This window comes from Allobosea sp. TND4EK4 (assembly GCF_900156025.1).
Taxonomy (GTDB): Bacteria; Pseudomonadota; Alphaproteobacteria; order Rhizobiales; family Beijerinckiaceae; genus Allobosea.
Window position 1 is genome coordinate 17,788 of sequence record NZ_FTMO01000016.1, and the last position, 19,403, is coordinate 37,190.

18 protein-coding genes are annotated in these 19,403 nt (G+C 67.8%); 4 read left to right on the plus strand and 14 right to left on the minus strand.

All coding sequences use genetic code 11. The features are described from left to right. Positions 1 to 18: 18 nt before the first annotated feature. The 4 genes from BW981_RS18050 to BW981_RS18065 all read right to left on the minus strand — a co-directional run bounded on the left by BW981_RS18050 (position 19) and on the right by BW981_RS18065 (position 5,385). Positions 19 to 135 (minus strand): DUF2256 domain-containing protein, encoded by a 117-nt coding sequence (locus BW981_RS18050; RefSeq protein WP_348521415.1) that lies wholly within the window; start codon positions 133 to 135, stop codon positions 19 to 21. Between the two features lie 138 nt (positions 136 to 273). Continuing rightward, positions 274 to 3,498 carry an efflux RND transporter permease subunit gene (locus BW981_RS18055; RefSeq protein WP_076441764.1) on the minus strand — a complete coding sequence of 1,075 codons (3,225 nt, stop codon included), beginning with the start codon at positions 3,496 to 3,498 and terminating at the stop codon, positions 274 to 276. 13 nt (positions 3,499 to 3,511) lie between these two features. After that, positions 3,512 to 4,699, minus strand: a complete 1,188-nt coding sequence (locus BW981_RS18060; protein WP_076441765.1) for an efflux RND transporter periplasmic adaptor subunit — start codon at positions 4,697 to 4,699, stop codon at positions 3,512 to 3,514. Positions 4,700 to 4,749: 50 nt separating this feature from the next. Further along, on the minus strand, positions 4,750 to 5,385 hold the full coding sequence (locus BW981_RS18065) for a TetR/AcrR family transcriptional regulator (RefSeq protein ID WP_076441767.1): 636 nt from the start codon (positions 5,383 to 5,385) through the stop codon (positions 4,750 to 4,752). 229 nt (positions 5,386 to 5,614) lie between these two features. On the opposite strand from BW981_RS18065, the gene BW981_RS18070 reads away from it, so the two are divergent. Then, a complete protein-coding gene (locus BW981_RS18070) occupies positions 5,615 to 6,415 on the plus strand; it encodes a glutamine amidotransferase (RefSeq protein ID WP_083712470.1) in 801 nt (266 codons plus the stop codon). Beyond that, positions 6,412 to 7,653 (plus strand): NAD(P)/FAD-dependent oxidoreductase, encoded by a 1,242-nt coding sequence (locus BW981_RS18075; protein WP_076441817.1) that lies wholly within the window; start codon positions 6,412 to 6,414, stop codon positions 7,651 to 7,653. Before BW981_RS18070 ends, BW981_RS18075 begins: the two co-directional genes overlap by 4 nt. Before the next feature lie 113 nt (positions 7,654 to 7,766). Here the strand turns inward: BW981_RS18075 and BW981_RS18080 are convergent, their stop codons facing one another. The 6 genes from BW981_RS18080 to BW981_RS23675 form a co-directional block, all read right to left on the minus strand. Continuing rightward, positions 7,767 to 8,564: a succinate dehydrogenase iron-sulfur subunit gene (locus BW981_RS18080; RefSeq protein ID WP_076441769.1), complete on the minus strand. Its 798-nt coding sequence runs from the start codon at positions 8,562 to 8,564 to the stop codon at positions 7,767 to 7,769. Between the two features lie 3 nt (positions 8,565 to 8,567). Further along, positions 8,568 to 10,400, minus strand: a complete 1,833-nt coding sequence (sdhA, locus tag BW981_RS18085; RefSeq protein WP_076441771.1) for a succinate dehydrogenase flavoprotein subunit — start codon at positions 10,398 to 10,400, stop codon at positions 8,568 to 8,570. Between the two features lie 4 nt (positions 10,401 to 10,404). Then, a complete protein-coding gene (gene sdhD / locus BW981_RS18090) occupies positions 10,405 to 10,794 on the minus strand; it encodes a succinate dehydrogenase, hydrophobic membrane anchor protein (RefSeq protein WP_076441773.1) in 390 nt (129 codons plus the stop codon). Positions 10,795 to 10,805: 11 nt separating this feature from the next. Then, complete coding sequence (gene sdhC / locus BW981_RS18095; RefSeq protein ID WP_076441774.1) at positions 10,806 to 11,207, minus strand: succinate dehydrogenase, cytochrome b556 subunit; 402 nt, start codon at positions 11,205 to 11,207, stop codon at positions 10,806 to 10,808. A gap of 148 nt (positions 11,208 to 11,355) precedes the next feature. Next, entirely contained in the window at positions 11,356 to 12,417 is a 1,062-nt protein-coding gene (locus BW981_RS18100) for a MaoC family dehydratase (RefSeq protein WP_244560370.1), read from the minus strand. Positions 12,418 to 12,487: 70 nt separating this feature from the next. Next, on the minus strand, positions 12,488 to 14,194 hold the full coding sequence (locus BW981_RS23675) for a serine/threonine dehydratase (protein WP_083712464.1): 1,707 nt from the start codon (positions 14,192 to 14,194) through the stop codon (positions 12,488 to 12,490). Between the two features lie 90 nt (positions 14,195 to 14,284). On the opposite strand from BW981_RS23675, the gene BW981_RS18115 reads away from it, so the two are divergent. After that, positions 14,285 to 15,172: an HpcH/HpaI aldolase/citrate lyase family protein gene (locus tag BW981_RS18115; protein WP_076441822.1), complete on the plus strand. Its 888-nt coding sequence runs from the start codon at positions 14,285 to 14,287 to the stop codon at positions 15,170 to 15,172. A 110-nt stretch (positions 15,173 to 15,282) separates the two neighbouring features. Here the strand turns inward: BW981_RS18115 and ppa are convergent, their stop codons facing one another. Next, positions 15,283 to 15,819 carry an inorganic diphosphatase gene (gene ppa / locus BW981_RS18120; protein ID WP_076441776.1) on the minus strand — a complete coding sequence of 179 codons (537 nt, stop codon included), beginning with the start codon at positions 15,817 to 15,819 and terminating at the stop codon, positions 15,283 to 15,285. Positions 15,820 to 15,974: 155 nt separating this feature from the next. Between ppa and BW981_RS18125 the strand changes: the two genes are divergently transcribed. After that, positions 15,975 to 16,697: a fused DSP-PTPase phosphatase/NAD kinase-like protein gene (locus BW981_RS18125; RefSeq protein WP_076441778.1), complete on the plus strand. Its 723-nt coding sequence runs from the start codon at positions 15,975 to 15,977 to the stop codon at positions 16,695 to 16,697. Positions 16,698 to 16,700: 3 nt separating this feature from the next. On the opposite strand, the gene BW981_RS18130 is transcribed toward BW981_RS18125, so the two are convergent. The 3 genes from BW981_RS18130 to BW981_RS18140 form a co-directional block, all read right to left on the minus strand. Further along, on the minus strand, positions 16,701 to 18,140 hold the full coding sequence (locus tag BW981_RS18130) for a hypothetical protein (RefSeq protein ID WP_076441779.1): 1,440 nt from the start codon (positions 18,138 to 18,140) through the stop codon (positions 16,701 to 16,703). A gap of 144 nt (positions 18,141 to 18,284) precedes the next feature. Continuing rightward, positions 18,285 to 18,803 (minus strand): heme utilization cystosolic carrier protein HutX, encoded by a 519-nt coding sequence (gene hutX, locus BW981_RS18135; protein ID WP_076441781.1) that lies wholly within the window; start codon positions 18,801 to 18,803, stop codon positions 18,285 to 18,287. A 10-nt stretch (positions 18,804 to 18,813) separates the two neighbouring features. Beyond that, positions 18,814 to 19,161 (minus strand): heme-degrading protein HmuQ, encoded by a 348-nt coding sequence (locus BW981_RS18140; protein ID WP_076441782.1) that lies wholly within the window; start codon positions 19,159 to 19,161, stop codon positions 18,814 to 18,816. Between the last annotated feature and the right edge of the window lie 242 nt (positions 19,162 to 19,403).

Below are 19,403 nucleotides of genomic sequence, written 5' to 3' on the forward strand. Positions count from 1 at the left end.
GAATGCTGCTCACCCGCTTCATCGTGCCGCGCGCCGTGCCCGCCTCGCCTGATCACGACAGCGATCGGAGCAGGTGTCGATCGTCTCCCAGACGCGCGCCCACCTCTTGCGCCAGGCAAAGGGCCGCCGGCAAATCGTGCAGGTCTTGCTCGGCAGATCGGCCTTGCTGCGCATCTTCGGCATGCGGGCGACGTTCGCTCCAGTCGCGTGACATCTCCTGCTACGCCAGCGTGACGTCGTCGGATCAGGCGGCAGCTTCCGCGGAACGTTACCTCACTCCGCCGCCAGCCGCGGCGGCGGCCGTCCGCCCATCGCCTCCGCCGTCGCCTCGCCCGGCGTCGCATGCTCGGGGTCGTGGATCGGCTGCCACTGGCTCTCATCCTCGGGCGGGCTGAAGAAGCGGCCGAAGAGGCGCCCGGTCAGGCGGGAAAGATCGTCCATCACCGAATAGAAGGACGGCACGAAGATGAGCGACAGCACCGTCGAGACGATGAGGCCGCCGATCACCGCGATCGCCATCGGGGAGCGGAACTCGCCGCCGTCGCCCACGCCATAGGCCGAGGGCGCCATGCCCGCCGCCATGGCGATGGTCGTCATCAGGATCGGGCGCGCGCGCTTGCGGCCGGCCTCGATCACGGCGGTCATCCGGTCCTTGCCCCGCGCGACCTCCTCGACCGCGAAATCGACCAGCATGATCGCGTTCTTGGTGACGATGCCCATCAGCATCAGCAGCCCGATATAGACCGGCATCGAGACCGGCTTGCCGGTCGCCAGCAGCGCGATCACCACGCCGCCAAAGGACAGCGGCAGCGAGAGCAGGATCGTGATCGGCTGGAAGACCGAGCCGAACAGCAGGATCAGCACGGCGAGCACGAGCATCAGCCCGGTCGTCATCGCCTGGATGAAGCCCTGCACCACCTCGCCCTGGATCTCGGCATCGCCCGTCGCCGCGATCCAGACGCCCTTCGGCAGGCCGACCTCGTTCACGATCTCCTCGAAAGTGTCCTGCGCCGTGCCCAGCTCGAAGCCGCGCTTGAGATCGGCGCCGATCTGCGCCCGCCGCACGCGGTCATAGCGATCGATCGAACTCGGCCCGTCGCCGAAGCCGATGCGCGCCACGGCGGTCAGCGGGATCGAGACCCCGCTCGTATTGGTCACGCGCAGAGCCGCGATGTTGCGGATGTCGGTCCGCGCCACCTCGTCGAGCTGCACGCGGATCGGCACCTGCCGGTCGCCCGCCGTGAACTTGGCGAGATTGGCGCCGACATCGCCCAATGTCGCGACGCGCACGGCTTCCGAGATCGCCTCCGGCGTGACGCCGAGGCTCGCCGCCTCCTCGAGCTTGGGCGTGATGCGCAATTCCGGCCGGTTGAGCGAGCCGGCGGTGGCGACATTGAGATAGCCGGGCACCTGACGCATCCGCGCCTCGATCTTCGCCACCGCCTCGTCGAGCGCATCCCCGTCCTTGGAGAGGATCGAGAAGGCCATCTCGCGCTCGCCGCGCTCGTTGACATACCAGGCGCGCACGTCCGGCACGCTGGCGAGCTTCTCGGCGATGGTGACCTTCAGCTCCTTCTGCCGGATCGAGCGCTCTGATTTATGCTTGAGCAGGATGAAGACGGCGCCGCGCCGCACCTCGCGCTGGCCGGTCGGCGAGGCGCCGCCGAGCACGAAGACATCGCGCACCTCGGGAATCGTCTTCAGCGCGTCGACCAGCTTGTCGGTGGTGACGCGCGTATCCTCCAGCGTCGCGCCGGGCGGCAGCTCGACCGAGGCGACGACGCGCGAGGTGTCCTCGTCGGGGATGAAGCCCGTCGGCAGCATCTGCGTCGCCTGGATCGACCCGAACAGGAACAGGAAGCCGACGATCAGCGTCGCATAGGCCGTGTTGAAGGGAATGGTCCGCCACCCCGAACCGTCGCGGCGCGGGAAGACCGGAATCCGCCGCTTCTTCAGCGTCGCCCGCAGCAGGCCGACATAGGCGCCCATGAGGCGTCCGTCCTTGGGGTCGGCATGTTCGACCGGCTTCATCAGATAGGCCGCCATCATCGGCGTGATCAGCCGTGCGACCAGCAGGGAGAACAGCACGGCGACCGCGACCGTCAGCCCGAACTGGCGGAAATACTGGCCGGCCACGCCGCCCATGAACGACACCGGCGCGAAGATCGCGACGATGGTGAGAGTGATCGCGATGACGGCGAGCCCGATCTCGTCGGCCGCCTCCATCGCGGCGCGGTAGGGCGACTTGCCCATCTTCATGTGCCGGACGATGTTCTCGATCTCGACGATGGCGTCATCGACGAGGATGCCGGTCACCAGCGTGATGCCGAGCAGGCTGACGAGGTTGAGCGAGAAGCCCATCAGCTGCATCGCCCAGAAGGTGGGAATCGCCGAGAGCGGAAGAGCGATCGCGGTGATCAGCGTCGCGCGCCAGTTGCGCAGGAACAGGAAGACCACGATGACCGCGAGCGCGGCGCCCTCCAGCAGCGTCTCCATCGCCGCCTTGTAGTTGCCGGCGGTATAGGCGACGGCATCGTCGATCGGCGCGATCCTGACGTCCGGATAGCGCTTGTTCAGCTCGGCGATGCGCTTCGAGACGACATCCTTCACCGACAATTCGCTCGAACCCTTCGAGCGGAAGACCGCGAAGGAGACCACCGGGCTCTTGTTGAGGCGTCCGAAGGCGCGCGGCTCGGAACTGGAATCCTCGACGCGGCCGAGTTCCTTCAGCCGGACCTCGCGCCCGCCCGAGAGCGTGATCTTGGTCTCGGCGAGGTCGGCCACGGTCTTGGCGCCGGCGAGCGTGCGGATCGCCTGCTCCTGCCCGCCGACTTCGCCGCGACCGCCGGCGAGATCGACATTGGTCGCACGCACCTGCCGGTTGACCTCGCCGGCCGTGATGCCGAGTGCCAGCAGCCGGTCCGGATCGAGCGAAATGCGGATTTCGCGGTCGACGCCGCCATAGCGCTCGACGCGGCCAACGCCCTTCAACCCCTGCAATTCGCGCGCGACGACGTCATCGACATGCCAGGAGAGCTGCTCCAGCGTCATGCCGGGCGAGGCCGCGCCATAGGTCAGGATCGACTGCCCCTCGACATCGATGCGCTGGATCACCGGCTCGTCGATCGTGCGCGGCAGGTCGGCCCGGATCTTGGCGATGGCGTCCTTGACGTCGTTCACTGCCCGGTCGGTGTTGGTCTCCAGCCGGAATTCGATGATCGTCTGCGACTGGCCGTCGGTCAGCGTCGAGCGCAGGTGCTTGACGCCGGGGATGTTGGCGACCGCATCCTCGACCCGCTTGCTGACCTGCGTCTCCAGTTCGGCCGGCGCCGCGCCGGACTGCGTCACCGTGATCGAGACCAGCGGCACGTCAATGTTCGGAAAGCGCGTCACCGGGAGCTGCAAGAAGGAGATAACCCCCAGCACGCAGAGCACGACGAAGAGCAGGATCGCCGGGATCGGCTTGCGGATCGACCAGGCGGAGAAATTGATATTCATGCTGCCCGCCCCGTCAGTTCGTCGGAACCGGGGTGACGACATCGCCGTCGCGCACGAAGGTGCCGGCGCGCGCCACCACCATCTCCCCTTCGGCAAGGCCGGAGACGATCTCGACGCGACCGCCGCCCATCAGCCCGAGCGTAACCTTGCGGGTCTCGACCCTGCCGCCCTTGACCACCTGCGCCGTCGCGGCGCCTCGGATATAGGTCACCGCCGAGAGGGGCAGGGTGATGGCGCTCTTGCGCCCGGTCTCGATCACGCCCTTGGCGAAGCTGCCGATGGCGACTGACGGGTTGCCATCCAGCGCCACCCGCACCCGCCCGAGCCGGGACGCCTGGTCCACCTCCGGCGCGATCAGCCGGATCGTGCCGGCCAGCGCCTCGCGAGCGCCGGCAGGTATCACCGCCACCTTCTGGCCGATCTTCAGGTTCGGCAGCTCGACCTCGGCGACATCCGCCTGCAGCTCGATGGCGCCCTCTGCGATGATGCGGAACAGCGGCTCGCTGGATGCCATCGGTGCGATGGCGCCCAGCCTCGCCGACCGGCGGCTGATGACGCCGCCGGCCGGCGCCTTGATCTCGGTGCGCGCCAGCCTGAGCTCGATGTCGCGCCCCTGCGCCTTCGCCGACGCCAAGTCGGCGGTCGCGATCGCCAGCGCCTGTCGTGCCGAATTCGCCCGCGCCTGGCCCGAGCGGGCCGCCGCAGAACGCTGGTCGAAGGTCTCGGCGCTGGCATTCCCGCTGTCGCGCAGGGTCTTTGTCCGGTCGAAAGCATTGTTCGCCTGGACGAGATTGGCGTCGGCCTCGGCGATCTGCGCGTTGGCCTGCGCGATGCTGGCCTCGGCGCGGGCGATCTGCGCGTCGTTCTGGCCCTTCTGGACCTCGAGCATGCTGCGGTTGAGCCGCACCAGCACCTGGCCCTTGGCGACCCTGTCCCCCTCCTCGGCCAGGATCTCGACGATGGACAGGCCATCGACCTCCGGCCCGACCAGCACCTCGTCCCGCGCCGCCAGCGACCCGGCGACAACGACGCTCTGGACGATCTCGGTCGTTGTCGCCGGCGTCACCGTCACGGACGGGCCGGCGGCCTGCTTGGTCGCTGCCGGCTCCTGGGCGAGCGCGGAGGTTCCGCCAAGGCCGGTGAGAAGCCCCAGAACCGCAAGACCGGAGAGGGCGCGGCGAAGCCCGGTGATCGTCGTCATCCTGCACTCCATCGGGTCTTGGTGAGCGTCGCGCTGAGCAATCGGGGACATCACGCGTCTCCCTCCACATCCGGCAGCAAGGTCGTCTGCGCCAGCACGCGCATGCTGATGAAAAGCGTCTCAGCCGCGGTCGCGCTGTCGAAATCGGGATCGACTGCGCGCCGGCACAGAAAGCCGTCGGCCATCATGCTGATCGCCAGCAGGAAGCGCCGATCGTCCAGCCGCGCAGGCAGCTCGCCATTGCGCTTCGCATCGGCGATGGCAGCGGACAGCCCGGCCATGACCGTGCCGTCGATCCCGGCGCACATCTGCGCCATCGCGGGGTTCCGCGCGGCTTCAGCCCAGATCTGCAGGGCGATGACCGCCTTGTCGCGCGGGTCCTCGACCAGATGCTTGCGGCCCAGCGCCTCGAGCTGATCGAGCAGCGGCCCCTTGCCGGGGCAGAGATTGGCGAAATCCGCGGCGATGTTGCTGCGGTCGCGCTCGGCGAGGCCCGCCACGATCGCGTCCTTGGAAGAGAAGTATCGATAGAGATTGCCAGGACTCATGCCTGCCTCACCCGCGACGTCCTGCATCGTCGCGGCATGGAAGCCGGCGCGCGCAAAGACGCGCTCCGCCGCATCCAGGATGCGGATATGACGCTCGGACAGGGACGGCTGGGCGTCGGCTGCTACAGAAACAGACATATGAAACCGGCGAATAATGAGAATGAACGTTCATTCTCATGCCGGATTTCCGCCGCGCGGTCAAGCGAACAGACGGCGCAGCTCTGCTTTGCCTGCAAAAAGGGCATGGTCGGTCCGCGTCCCGGGCCGTCTCACGGCGCAGGATTTGCTTGCCGACACGGGGAGCCCGCCCCATTCTCTCCGTCCTCACCCCTCCCCCTGCCGGGCGCTGGCGAGCCTCTTGTCGCTGATGAACAATCACGCTTTCCCCCTCTTGCCGGCCGGCCCCGTCCGGGGTTCGACACGCCGGCCGGACGCGCGCCAGCCGAAGCCGGTTCTCATCGTGCTGCATCAGGAGCATTCGACGCCCGGCCGCGTCGGCCGGCTGCTGCAGGCGCGCGGCCATGTCCTGGACATCCGCAAGCCGCGCTTCGGCGACCCGCTGCCGCAGACCATGCGCGATCATGCCGGCGCGGTGATCTTCGGCGGGCCGATGGGCGCCAACGATCCGGACGACTTCATCAAGGCGGAGATCGACTGGATCGGCACATGCCTGAAGGAGGACGCGCCCTTTCTGGGCATCTGCCTCGGGGCGCAGATGCTGGCCAAGCAGATGGGCGCGCGCGTCTACACCCATGGCGAAGGACGCGCCGAGGTCGGGTATTATCCGCTGGAGATCACGGAAAACGGCCGGGAACACGCGGCAGAGGCGGGGTTCCGGTGGCCGGGGACGGTCTATCAGTGGCACCGCGATGGATTCGACTGTCCCTGTGACGCGCAATGCCTCGCCATCGGCGGCGATTTCCCGACCCAGGCGATCCGGGCCGCCTCCAGGGTCTACGGCGTCCAGTTCCACCCCGAGGTGACGCCGGCGATGATGTATCGCTGGTCGGTGCGCGGCTACGAGCGCACGCTGATGCCGGGCGCCCAGCTCGGCCATACCCATATTCCCGGCTGGTTCCAGCACGACCCGGCGATCCGGCTCTGGCTCGACGCCTTTCTCGACCATTGGCTGAAGGAGCCGGCGGAAGCCGGAACGGCAACCGCGTGACACGTTCAGCTCTCGTTCTCGGCGCCGGCATGGTCGGCGTCTCCTGCGCGCTCGCGCTCCAGAAGCGCGGCTTCGCCGTCACGCTGGTCGATCGGCGGGAGCCGGGCCGCGAAACCTCCTACGGCAATGCCGGGGTGCTCGCCGCCTCCTCGATCGTTCCGCTGAACAACCCCTCGATCTACGCCAAGATCGCCGGCTATCTCGGCAACCGCCATCCTGCGCTCAATCTGAGCTGGCGCCGCGCCTTCCGGCAGCCCGGCTGGCTGCTGCGCTTCCTCTGGGAGGCGCGGCCCTCGCAGGCCAAGGCCCGCATCGCCGCGCTGCAGGCGCTGACTGCCGACACGGTCGAGCGCCACCGCGCCCTGATGGCCGAGGCCGGCGTGTCGCATCGCCTGCGGGAGACCGGCACGCTCAAGCTCTGGCGCAGCGAGGCCGGGCATGATGCCGCGCGGGCCGAGCACGACTTCCTCAAGCGCCATGGCATCGAGTCCCAGATCCTCGACCGGCAAGGCATTTCCGGCGTCGAGCCCGGCCTGAGGCCGATCTTCCCTGCCGGACTCTTCATCCCCTGCGTCGGCTCGGTCGATTCACCAGGCGCCGTCACGGCCGCCTATGCCGCCCTCTTCGCCGAACGTGGCGGCAGGATCGAGCAGGCCGCCGTGACGAGCCTTGCCCGGCACCGCGATGGCTGGCGTGCGAACACCGCTTCAGGCAGCTTCGAAGCCGACATCGCCGTGGTCGCGCTCGGCCCCTGGAGCGGAGACCTGCTGAAGCCGCTCGGCATCGACCCCTGGCTGGATGTCGAGCGCGGTTATCACCGCCATCTCGCGCCGGAAGCGGGGGCCTCCTTGTCACGCACCGTCTACGACGTCGATGGCGCCTTTTACATGGCTCCGATGGAACAGGGCTACCGCATCACCAGCGGCGTCGACCTGTCCTTCCGCGACGCTCCCGACGACCACCGCCAGATCGACGGCGTGACGGCGGCGGCCCGCGAAGCCTTCCCGCTGGGTGAGGTCGTCGGCGAGACCTGGCGCGGCGCACGCCCGACCCTGCCGGATTCCCTGCCGATGATCGGCGAGGCGCCGCGGAACCCGGGCCTCTGGCTCGCCTTCGGCAACCAGCATGTCGGCTTCTCGACCGGCCCGATCACCGGGGAGATCATCGCCGCCCTGGCCTGCGGCGAGAAGCCGCCGATCGATCCGACGCCGTTCCGGCCGGGGCGCTATATCCGCTGAGACTGGCGAGATTCATCCAGAACCGGCCGCCGCTCGCCTGGGTGGCACCAACGAAAAACGCCAGCCCGAAGACTGGCGTTTGACCGAAAGCCCTGAAAGTGCGGGCCGGCGCGTCAGACCTGGCGCGCCACCATCATCTTCTTCACCTCCGCGATCGCCTTGGCCGGGTTCAGGCCCTTGGGACAGGCGTTCGCGCAGTTCATGATGGTGTGGCAGCGATAGAGCCGGAAGGGATCTTCCAGATTGTCGAGCCGCTCGCCGGTCGATTCGTCGCGGGAATCGATCAGCCAGCGATAGGCCTGCAGCAGCGCGGCGGGGCCGAGATAGCGGTCGCCATTCCACCAATAGCTCGGGCAGGAGGTCGAGCAGCAGGCGCAGAGGATGCACTCGTAGAGGCCGTCGAGCTTCTCGCGGTCGTCCTTGGCCTGGCGCCATTCCTTCTCGGGGGCCGGCGTCGTCGTCTGCAGCCAGGGCTCGATCGAGGCGTGCTGGGCGTAGAAGCGCGTCAGGTCCGGCACGAGGTCCTTGACCACCGGCATATGCGGCAGCGGATAGATCGTGACCCGGCCGGCATTCTTGCCGGTGCCGCCGCACTCGTCGATGCCGGTGGTGCAGGCGAGCCCGTTCTTGCCGTCCATGTTCATGGCGCAGGAGCCGCAGATGCCCTCGCGGCAGGAGCGGCGGAAGGTCAGCGTCGGGTCGACCTTGTTCTTGATCCAGATCAGCGCGTCGAGAACCATCGGCCCGCAATCGTCGCGATCGACGTAATAGGTGTCGGTGCGCGGATTCTCGGTGTCGTCCGGGCTCCAGCGATAGACCTTGAACTCGGTCAGCTTCTTGGCGCCGGCCGGCTTCGGCCAGGCCTTGCCCTCGACGAGGCGGGAGTTCTTCGGGAGATTGAATTCAGCCATCGCTCAGTACACCCGCGCCTTCGGCTTGATGTATTCGATGTCGTTGGACATCGTGTAGGTATGCACCGGCCGGTCATCGAGCGAGACCGTGCGGTTCTCGTCGTCGATCCAGGCGAGCGTGTGCTTCATCCAGTCCTTGTCGTCGCGGTTCGGATAATCCTCGCGGGCATGGGCGCCGCGGCTTTCCGGGCGGTTCAGCGCCGAGTCCATGGTGACGACCGCCTGGGTGATCAGGTTGTCGAATTCCAGCGTTTCGATCAGGTCGGAGTTCCAGATCAGCGAGCGGTCCTTGGTGCCGACATCGGTGATGCCGTTCCAGACCTCGTGGATGAGCTTGTGGCCCTCTTCCAGCGTGTCGCCCTCGCGATAGACGGCGCAGTTGTTCTGCATCGTCCGCTGCATCCGGTCGCGCAGCACGGCCGTGGGCGTGCCGCCCGCAGCGTTACGGTACTTGTCCAGGCGCGAGAGCGCGAGATCGGAGGAGCCCTTCGGCAGTTCCGGCTGCTTCTCGCCCGCCGTCACCGTGTCGGCGCAGCGCAGGCCGGCCGCGCGGCCGAACACCACGAGATCGATCAGCGAATTGGAGCCGAGGCGGTTGGCACCATGCACGGAGACGCAGGCCGCCTCGCCGATCGCCATCAGGCCCGGCACCACCGTGTCCGGATCGCCGCCGACCTTGGTCAGCACCTCGCCGTGGAAGTTCGTCGGGATGCCGCCCATGTTGTAGTGCACCGTCGGCAGCACCGGGATCGGCTCGCGGGTCACGTCGACGCCGGCGAAGATCTTGGCGCTCTCGGAGATGCCCGGCAGACGCTCGTGCAGGATCTTCGGGTCCAGGTGGTCGAGATGCAGGTAGATGTGGTCCTTGTCCTTGCCGACGCCGCGGCCGGCCCGGATCTCCATCGTCATCGAGCGCGAAACGACGTCGCGCGAGGCGAGGTCCTTGGCCGAAGGGGCATAGCGCTCCATGAAGCGCTCGCCCTCGGAATTGGTGAGGTAGCCGCCCTCGCCGCGCGCACCTTCGGTGATCAGGCAGCCCGAGCCGTAGATGCCGGTCGGATGGAACTGCACGAACTCCATGTCCTGCATCGGCAGGCCGGCGCGCAGCACCATGCCGCCGCCGTCGCCGGTGCAGGTATGGGCGCTGGTCGCGGAGAAATAGGCGCGTCCATAGCCGCCGGTCGCCAGGATCGTCTGCTGGGCGCGGAAGCGGTGCAGCGTGCCGTCATCGAGCTTGAGCGCGATCACGCCGCGGCAATGGCCATCCTCGTCCATGATCAGGTCGATGGCGAAATATTCGATGAAGAACTCGGTGTTGTAGCGCAGCGCCTGGCCATAGAGCGTGTGCAGCATGGCATGGCCGGTGCGGTCGGCCGCGGCGCAGGTGCGCTGCGCCGGCGGGCCCTCGCCGAATTCGGTGGTCATGCCGCCGAAGGGGCGCTGATAGATGCGGCCGTCCTCGGTGCGCGAGAAGGGCACGCCCCAATGCTCGAGCTCGTAGACAGCGGCCGGCGCGTTGCGGACGAGATACTCGATCGCGTCCTGGTCGCCGAGCCAGTCCGACCCCTTGACGGTGTCGTACATGTGCCACTGCCAGGTGTCCTTGCCCATGTTGCCGAGCGAGGCGGCGACGCCGCCCTGGGCCGCGACGGTGTGCGAGCGGGTCGGGAACACCTTCGAGATGCAGGCGGTGCGCAGGCCGGCCTGCGAGCAGCCGACGGTGGCGCGCAGACCCGCGCCGCCGGCGCCGACGACGACGACGTCGAAGGTGTGGTCGGTGATCGGATAGGCGGTGCCGGTATAGGCCGGGACCGGGCGGGACTTGGTGATCGCCATCGGATCAGCCTCCAAATGACAGCTTCAGCACCGCATAGACGCTGGCAGCGCCCACCGCGATGGCGAAGAAGGTGTTCGCCATCGCCGTCAGGACCTTGAAGCCCTCGTGATGGACATAGTCCTCCAGGATGGTCTGCATGCCGATCCGCATGTGCACGCAGGCCGAGAGGATGAAGAGCAGCATCAGGATCGAGACGAGCGGATGGCCCAGCAACGCCATCGCCGCCGGATAGGGCCGGCCGCTGAGCGAGATGACAATCCCGATGAAGATGATCGTCAGGACGAGGTTGGACACCGCCGTCATCCGTTGCAGCCAGAAATGGCCGGTGCCGGACTTCGCCGAGCCGAGGCCACGGACGCGGCCGAGCGGGGTACGCATCGAGGATTGGGTCATGGTCGAGTCCCTCAGCGCAGCACGAGCGCGACGACCCAGATCAGGATCGTCAGGCTGACCGAGCCGATCAGCGTGAATCGGGCGAGGTTCATCCGGGCTTGCGGCTCGTAGCCGTTGCCGGTGTCCCACACCAGATGACGTACGCCGCCCAGCATGTGGTGGATCAGGGCGAAGCTGTAGAGGAACAGCACGAGGCGCCCCAGCAGCGAGCCGGCGATCCACTGCGCCGTGTCGAAGGCCTGCGGGCCGGAGGCCGCGGCGACCAGCCAGGCCGCGATCAGCACCGTGCCGACGTAAAGGCTGCTGCCGGTGACGCGATGGGCGATGGACATCGCCATCGTCCAGGACCAGCGGTAGATCTGCAGATGGGGCGACAGCGGGCGAGCCGCGGGCTTGACCTCGGCCAAGAGCATTCTCCGATCGGACGGCCCACCGCATCGGCGGACGCATTTGGGATCATTCTAGAGTGATCCGCTCTCTAACGAAACCCAACGGGTGCCGCAATCCAGACAGGACAGCTCGAGTGACGGATTCCAGATTCTGTCATTTCTTCAGGAAAGTCTAGCGCGGCAGAAGCGCCCAGTAATCCAGGTCGAGAACCACGCCCTCGACATAGCGTTCCCCGTCCTTGAGCGGGTTTCCGGCGCCGGACAGGTTCTTGGTCGCAACCAGCCGCAGGCGCAGCGCGCCGACATCGCTGCGGCCTGGCAACTCGGCGCTCTCCAGCACCTCGCTCCAGGCATAGACGGTATCGCCGGCGAAGAGCGGGGCGACATGCCGCCCGCCATTGATGGCCGCGACGTGAAAGGCGTTGCCGAGTCCGTTGAAGGACAGCGCGCGCGCCAGGCTGATGACATGCCCGCCATAGATTAGCCGCTTGCCGAAGCGGCTGCCTTTCGCGGCATGCGCATCGAAATGCACCCGGGCGGTGTTCTGGTAGAGCCGGGTGGCGAGCTGGTGCTCGGCCTCCTCCACCGTCACGCCGTCGACATGGTCGATGCGCTCGCCGGCAGCATAGTCGCCCCATCGAAAGCGCGAGCCGGCCAGCGCATCGTCATAGGCGGCCAGATCGATCGGCGGGCAGCCCTCGCCCAGTTCCTCGGGCAGCACGGCGACCGGCAAATCCGGCAACTGCTCGGCATGGGCCGGCGTGCCGGGATGGCGCTTGCGCACCAGGACCCAGCGCGCATAGCTCAGCACGATTTCGTGGTGCTGGTTGCGCCCGATGGAGCGGACATAGACGATGCCCGCATCGCCGGACGACGTCTGCTTCAGGCCGATGACCTCGGAGGTGGTCGCCAGCGTGTCGCCGACGAAAACCGGCCTGAGGAAGCGGCCATCGGCATAGCCGAGATTGGCGACGGCATTGAGCGAGACATCCGGCACCGTCTTGCCGAAGACGATATGGAAGACGAGGACATCGTCCACCGGCATCGCCGGATAGCCGATGGCCTGCGCAAAGCTCTCCGCCGACTGAACCGCGAAACGCGAGCCGTAGAGCGCGGTATAGAGAGCGACGTCGCCGGCTGTCACCGTGCGCGGCGTCGCATGGACGATGACCTCCCCGAGATCGAAGTCCTCGAAGAAGCGGCCGGAACTGGTCTTCGACATCGAACCGGGCATGAGCGCCTCCTCTGGCTGGCCAGTGTGCGGTGCAGCAGACGAAGCGTCAGCCCCGACGAAAGGCCGAATGTCAGGCTGCGATGACGGCAAGCTTCGCCAGGTCGACATTCGCCCCGCAGACCAGGACGCCCAGCCGCTCACCCTTGGCCGGCTTGTAGGCCCCGCCGATCAGCGCCCCGAACGCGGCGGCGCCGCCGGGCTCGACGGCAAGGCGGAAGTCCCGCCAGAGAACCTTCTGCGCCTCGGTGATCGCATCGTCCGCCACCAGCACGACATGATCGACGGCATCCTTGCAGCAATCGTAGACCAGCGGGCCGACATTGCGGGCCCCCAGCGAATCCGCGGCCACGGACGCGACCTTCACCTCGACGGGGCCCTTCGCCTCCAACGCCGCCTGCAGCGCGCGCGAGCCCTCGGGCTCGACGCCGACCACCTTGACCCTGCTCCCGGCGAACCAGCTCGCAATGCCCGAGATCAGCCCGCCGCCACCGACCGCGACAAGGACCGTATCGAGATCGGGTTCCTGACCCGCCCATTCGCGGCCTAGCGTGCCCTGCCCCGCGATGGTCTCCTTGGCGGCAAAGGGATGGATCTTCAGCGCGCCCGTCTCGGCAGCGAAGCGGTCGCAGGCCGCTTGCGCGTCGTCATATTGCGCGCCGCCGACCACCACCTCGGCCCCGAAGCGCTTGATCGCCTCGATCTTCGCGGCGGGCGAAATCTCGGGCACGAAGATCGTGGCCTTCACGCCGCGCCTCGATGCGGCATAGGCGACCGCCGCGCCATGGTTGCCGCCGGAGGCGGCCGACACGCCCGCTGCCGGCACGGTCAGCGAGAGCAGGTTGTTGAAGGCGCCGCGCGTCTTGAAGGAGCCCGCATGCTGCAGGCATTCCAGCTTGAGCGAGATGTCCGCCTCGCTGCCGAGCGCACCGGCCCCCAGCCGCATCACCGGCGTGACGCGGGCATGGCCGGCGATGCGCCGGGCCGCGTCTTCGATCATCGGGCGGGAGACGGGGCGGTCGCTCATGACGGCATCCTGTGCGGGCGGATCGGCCGAGAAGGTCCAGATCGCGATGGGCAGGCCGTGGCTATCGCGTCCGGGCGGGTCGGGGAAGGGCTTCCCGCGCCCGGCGGCAATGTGCCGGGCGACGACCAGCGCCGCGAGTGCGTCGAGGAGGTCGTCGGCAGCCGCACCGCGAGGCGGGCGTGAGTTCAGGACATCGGCCGGGATGCATGCCTCCGCCAGCAGCGCCCGGCGCTCGGCCATGCCGGCCGGATTGACGGCGCCCCTGATCTTCTTGGGACACCGCAGGGGCTGCCCGGCCAGGGTGCGGAAGGCGAATTCCGGATGAACCTCGAACACCCGGTTGCGAAGCGCCGCCTCGTCACGGAGCAGGATGTCGATCTCGCGGATCTTCGGAAAGAGATGAAAGCCCTGCTTCGAGACGCGCCGCGCCGGCTCGGACGAGGCGGAGGCGAGCGCGCAGGCCTCGCGGTAATCGAGCGCCTCGACGGCAGCACGCGCGGGGATCGAAAAGACCGATGATTGTCGGTCGCCGAGCAGAGCTCGAACAAGCTGCTCGGGGCCGCGTCCCGAACCTGCGATGCGGTCCGGCAGGCCGATCGGCATGTCGACCGCGACGATCTCCGGCGCGCCCTCCCCTTCGAGAAGCTCGGCGAAGCGGCGCACCACGCGGATGACCGGCGCTCCGCCCCCGGCCGGGGCGATCGCGGCGATCCAGCCGGCCTTGCACCCGTCCACCCCGGCGACCCAGCCCATGCTATCTCCTCCGTCTTTCGCAGCGCTTCCCCCTTCGCCGCGATGCGCTACGTTGCGGCGCAACACGCCCGCGATCCGTCAGGAGCCATGATGACTGCCATCCGCCCCCGCCGCAGCGCCCTCTACATGCCCGGCTCGAATGCCCGTGCGCTGGAGAAGGCCCGCGAGATCGCCGCGGACGTGCTGATCCTCGACCTGGAGGATGCCGTCGCACCCGACGCGAAGGCAACCGCGCGCGAACAGGTCTGCGCGGCGGTGAAGGCCGGCGGCTATGGCCGCCGGGAACTGGTCATCAGGGTCAATGGAACCGCGACCCCATGGTTCGAAGCCGATCTGGCTGCGGCCGTCGAAGCCCGGCCCGATGCCATCCTCATCCCGAAGGTCTCCGACCCCGAGACTCTGGTCGAGATCGGCAACCGCCTGACCACGCTCGGCGCAGACCTCTCGATCGCGGTATGGGCAATGATCGAGACGCCGCTCGCCATCCTCGATGTCGAGCGGATCGCGAGGGCGGCGCGCGATCCGGCGACGCGGCTCACCTGCTTCGTCATGGGCACCAACGATCTCGCCAAGGAGACGCGGGCCCGCTTCGTCCCCGGCCGGGCGCCGATGCTGCCATGGCTCACCAGCGCTCTGCTGGCCGCGCGCGCCCACGGCATCGACATCCTCGACGGCGTCCACAACGAGCTCAGGGACGAAGCCGGCTTCCAGGCCGAATGCGAGCAGGCCCGCGATCTGGGCTTCGACGGCAAGACGTTGATCCATCCCGCCCAGGTGGCGCCGGCGAACGCCGTCTTCGCGCCGGACGAGGCCGAGTTGACCCGCGCCAGGGCGATCATCGCCGCCTTCGACCTGCCCGAGAATGCCGGCAGGGGCGCGATCCAGCTCGACGGGCGCATGGTCGAGCTGCTGCATGCCGAGATGGCGCGTCGCACGGTGGCGCTGGCTCACGCCATCGAGGGCCGAAGCGTGCCCTGAGATTCACCGGCAACGCGCAACGGCGACACGGGATCTCAGGACGGGCAGGCTCTGGTTTCAGAGATGCTCGGTGCAAGCCCGAGCAGGACATCGGGAGCTGGACTGCGGATTCAGCCCTTGGCGGCCTTGGCGCGATCCATCGCCTCGACGATCAGCTTCCTGGCCATGGCGGCGTCGCCCCAGCCCTTGAGCTTGACCCATTTGCCGGGCTCCAGATCCTTGTAGTGCTCGAAGAAGTGCTGGATCTGGTCGAGCGTGATCTTGGGCAGGTCGGTGTAGTTGTGGACGTTCTCGTAGCGCTTGGTCAGCTTCGGCACCGGCACGGCGATGATCTTCTCGTCGCCGCCGCCCTCGTCCTCCATCAGCATCACGCCGATCGGCCGCACGGCGATATAGGAGCCGGGGACCAGCGGGCGGGTGTTGGCGACCAGCACGTCGCAGGGATCGCCGTCCTCGGAGAGCGTGTGCGGGATGAAGCCGTAATTCCCCGGATAGCGCATCGGCGTGTAAAGGAAGCGGTCGACGAAGAGCGTGCCGGCTTCCTTGTCCATTTCGTACTTGATCGGCTCGCCGCCGATCGCCACCTCGATGAGGACGTTGACCTCGTCCGGCGGATTCTTGCCGATGGAGATGGCGTCGATGCGCATGAGTCGAGAACCTGTCGCTGGCGAAATGAGCGGGGGCCTTATGCAAGGTTGCGGCGAAAAGTCCAACCCTTTCCGCTGCGTCGCAGCACCCGACGATTTGCGCGCTGTCCCTGCCGCTGCTATCGGCGCATCATGAGCATTTCCGAGACTGGGCCGTGCTGAACCGCCTGCGCCCCGACGAAGAGCGCTATGCCCGGCGCATGGCCCGCATCGCCCGCTGGGACAAGCCGATCGAGACCGGCGGCCAGCGCTTGCGCGCCTGGACGAACATGCTGCTGGTCGACCACGGCATTTTCCGCATGGCCTATCTCAACGCCCACCGCGTCACGCCGCGCCTGTGGCGCTCGGCCCAGCCTGCACCCGGACAGATCGCCGCTTTCGCCCGCAAGGGCGTGAAGACGATCGTCAACCTGCGTGGCGGGCGCGAGCATGGCTCCTGGCCGCTGCAGAAGGAGGCGAGCGAGCGCCACGGCATCCGGCTCGTCGACTTCGTCCTGCGCTCCCGGGGGGCGCCCGATCGCGAGACGATCCTCGGCGCGAAGGCGTTTTTCGCCAGCCTCGAGGAGCCGGCGCTGGTGCACTGCAAGTCGGGCGCCGACCGGGCGGGTTTCTTCTCGGCGCTCTACCTGCTGGTGCATGAAAACCGCCCGCTCGACGAGGCGATGGCTCAACTCTCGCTGCGCTACGGCCATTTCCGCTTTGCCAAGACCGGAATCCTGGACGCCTTCTTCGACGCCTATCGCCGCGAAGGCGATGCGAAGGGCATCCCTTTCCTCGACTGGGTCGAGACGATCTACGATCCGGTCCGCTTGGAACGCGAGTTCAAGCCGGGGCTCTTGTCCTCCCTGATCGCCGACCGGCTGATCCGCCGCGAATAGCGCTCAGGCCGCCGCGGCCATGCCGTAGGGCGGCTCGCCCGCATCGTCGCGCGACAGCCAGATGAAGGCGAGATAGAGCAGGGTCCGGCCGACCGAGACCGCGCCCAGCGCATAGAGCAGCGCGAGCGACAAGTGCCCGAAGCCGAGCATCACGGCGATGATGACGACCAGCGACACCGCGTTGATCGCCAGTTGCCCGAGCGCGTGGCGCGAGAGCGTCGCGATCTCTTGCAGCGGCCCGACCAGGGTGGAGGCGGCATAGAAGATGCTGAGAACGGCGACTGCCTCGCCGACGCCGGCCCAGCGCGTGCTGTCGAGGAAGCCGTCGGCGAACCAGGCCACGCTGCCGATGCCGGCGAACAGGGCCGCGGCCGCCGCCATCAGCGCCAGCGTCATCAGCTTCATCCAGAACCGCCGTCGCGTACCGGTATAGGCACGCAGGCGATTGAGCGTCAGCGGCACAGCGACCGTGCCGAACATCTGCGCCGGCATGTCGAGAAGGCGCATCGCCAGCGCGACATGGGCGGCGAGCAGCGTGTTCGACGCATAGGGCAAGGCCAGGATCGGCGCGATGGCGAAACCGTAGGAGAGCAGCGCCGAGGGCAGGAGGACGATGGCCACGCCGCGCCAGCGATGGGCAGCCTCCCGCAGGCTCGCCAGGGACCAGAGCGCCGGCAGCAGCAGCGGCAGCAGCGCGCGCGCACGGCGCCGCAACAGATAGGCCGCCGCCAGCAGGTGCCCCACGGCATCGGCCAGGAACAGCGCGAGCGCCTTGGGGCCGAAGAGGAAGATCAGCAGCAGCATCAGCACCGGCTGGATGACGGCCTGGACGACGTTGCTGTTCCCGATGGCCCGGAAGTCGCCCTCCGCCGTGGCCTCGGCCCAGAGCAGGCGCAGCATCGTGCGCCCCACCAGCGAAAGCAGGAAGACGAAGGCGACGGCGGGCGCGACCCAGCCCGCCAGGGCCAGGGTCAGCAGCACGAGCGCGGAAAGGCCCAGGAAGGCCACGCCGACGAGGCTGGCGAGCCGCACGGCGAGGCCGAGCTTCTTCCGGTCGCTGGTCTGGAAGAAGACCACCTCAAGGCGCAGCAGCGAGGCCGTGGAAACGAAGTTCACCGCTGCGGCGAACACAGCGAAGGCGGCGAAGACGAAGGGCGGGCAGAGCGCCGCCGCAATGATCAGCCCCCAGACCGAGATGAAGCGCGCCTGCAGGAAGCGCAGGCCGAGCAGGATCGCGGAGCCGAAGCTCGACCGCAGCAGGGGGACGCGGCGGGCGACGAAGCGCCGGCCGGATGCGAAAGTGAGGGCGGGGCGGCGCGGCGGAAAGCTCGCCCGCTCCATGACGATATGCGCCGCCATCGCTGCATCCTCGGCTGACCCGTCGGGCAGATCGACCTCCGCGATGTCGTCATATTCGTCCCTCTCCGGACGAGGCTGCGACATCACGTTTGTGGATCACGCGAGCACGAAGGCTGCGCCGTTATGGTTAACCAAAGGTGAAGGAGTGTCATCATCGGCCGTTGCTGGGGCCGCCAAGCGAGCCACCATGCGAGGCTCGCTCAGGGGCGTCGCATCGGATTTCGCGGCTCAGGCGAAGCGCGTCTTCAGATCATCGAAGCGCTTTAGCTGATCTGGCAGCAGGGCGCGATGGGCATCTCGCCGCACGAAGATCTTGAACATGACCTCGCCGGCCTCGTTGAAGAACTGCACCGAGCAGGCGCGCCGGCCCTGCCCGCTCGCCCGATCGACGAGATAGATCGCGCGGCAGTTCTGCGCCTTGATGTGCCCGCCGATCGGGCTGTCGCCGTGGATGTTGTAGTAGCCGTGCCCGAAGCTGCCGACGGGAAGCGCGCCCTCGACCTCCAGCACGATGTCCGGCGTGTGCATCAGGAAGAGCACCGTCCCCCAGCTGGCGATATCCTGCCAGAGCGCCTCGAATTGTTCCGGCGCGACGAAGAGCCGCTGCTCGGCCGGCAGCATTTCGAGCACCGCCCGCGTCGGAACGCCCGCCTCCCGCGCAATGGCCTCGATCAGCCCGTCCGGCTTGGCGGCGAGCAACTTACGCGCATGGTCCAGCGGGTTTCCGGCGGTGTCGGCGATCGTCATCGGCCGGCGCTCACTCGGCGGCCTGGCGCGGCCGATGCGGATTGGTCTCGCTCAGCACCGTCTCGAAGCCCTCGAACTCGGGATGGCCGAGATAGAGCGGGGCAGAGCGCGGCTGGCCGGCGTTGCGGTGGGATTCGCGGAACTGCTCGGACTTGGTCCAGGCAGTGAAGTCGTCCTTGGAGGCCCAGCTGGTATGCGAGGAGTACAGCGTGTGGTCCTCCTTCTCCGGCCCCTTGAGCAAATGGAATGCGATGAAGCCCGGCATCTCGTCGAGCCGGCTCTTGCGCGACGACCAGACCGTCTCGAAGGCGGCCTCCTCGCCCTTGACGACCTTGAAGCGGTTCATGGCGATGAACATCGAACGATCCTGCACTGGCGGCCGGACAAGCCGGAAAGGGAAGACGAAGGCGGCGGCATCGGTGTCGCGCTCGGCGACGCCGGCTCCCGGCGCTTGACCGTTTCTAGTAAAGCCGAATATCTGCGTCAACAATAGCTGAGTACAGATTTAGTTTTTAATCATTAAAAACTGAGGTCTACTTGGTGTTTGTCCTTTGAGATCAAGCGGCTGAAAGCAGTCGCGCGGGGCACTTCAACGAAGCG

Coding starts and splice junctions, on each gene's coding strand:
- BW981_RS18080 (WP_076441769.1), bottom strand. CDS start 8,564: ATGGCTGAATTCAATCTCCCGAAGAACTCCCGCCTCGTCGAGGGCAAG.
- sdhA (WP_076441771.1), bottom strand. CDS start 10,400: ATGGCGATCACCAAGTCCCGCCCGGTCCCGGCCTATACCGGCACCGCC.
- BW981_RS18065 (WP_076441767.1), bottom strand. CDS start 5,385: ATGTCTGTTTCTGTAGCAGCCGACGCCCAGCCGTCCCTGTCCGAGCGT.
- BW981_RS18060 (WP_076441765.1), bottom strand. CDS start 4,699: ATGACGACGATCACCGGGCTTCGCCGCGCCCTCTCCGGTCTTGCGGTT.
- BW981_RS18130 (WP_076441779.1), bottom strand. CDS start 18,140: ATGTCGCAGCCTCGTCCGGAGAGGGACGAATATGACGACATCGCGGAG.
- BW981_RS18140 (WP_076441782.1), bottom strand. CDS start 19,161: ATGTTCATCGCCATGAACCGCTTCAAGGTCGTCAAGGGCGAGGAGGCC.
- BW981_RS18100 (WP_244560370.1), bottom strand. CDS start 12,417: ATGCCCGGTTCGATGTCGAAGACCAGTTCCGGCCGCTTCTTCGAGGAC.
- ppa (WP_076441776.1), bottom strand. CDS start 15,819: ATGCGCATCGACGCCATCTCCATCGGCAAGAATCCGCCGGACGAGGTC.
- BW981_RS18115 (WP_076441822.1), top strand. CDS start 14,285: ATGACTGCCATCCGCCCCCGCCGCAGCGCCCTCTACATGCCCGGCTCG.
- BW981_RS23675 (WP_083712464.1), bottom strand. CDS start 14,194: ATGGGCTGGGTCGCCGGGGTGGACGGGTGCAAGGCCGGCTGGATCGCC.
- sdhC (WP_076441774.1), bottom strand. CDS start 11,207: ATGCTCTTGGCCGAGGTCAAGCCCGCGGCTCGCCCGCTGTCGCCCCAT.
- sdhD (WP_076441773.1), bottom strand. CDS start 10,794: ATGACCCAATCCTCGATGCGTACCCCGCTCGGCCGCGTCCGTGGCCTC.
- hutX (WP_076441781.1), bottom strand. CDS start 18,803: ATGACGATCGCCGACACCGCCGGAAACCCGCTGGACCATGCGCGTAAG.
- BW981_RS18070 (WP_083712470.1), top strand. CDS start 5,615: ATGAACAATCACGCTTTCCCCCTCTTGCCGGCCGGCCCCGTCCGGGGT.
- BW981_RS18055 (WP_076441764.1), bottom strand. CDS start 3,498: ATGAATATCAATTTCTCCGCCTGGTCGATCCGCAAGCCGATCCCGGCG.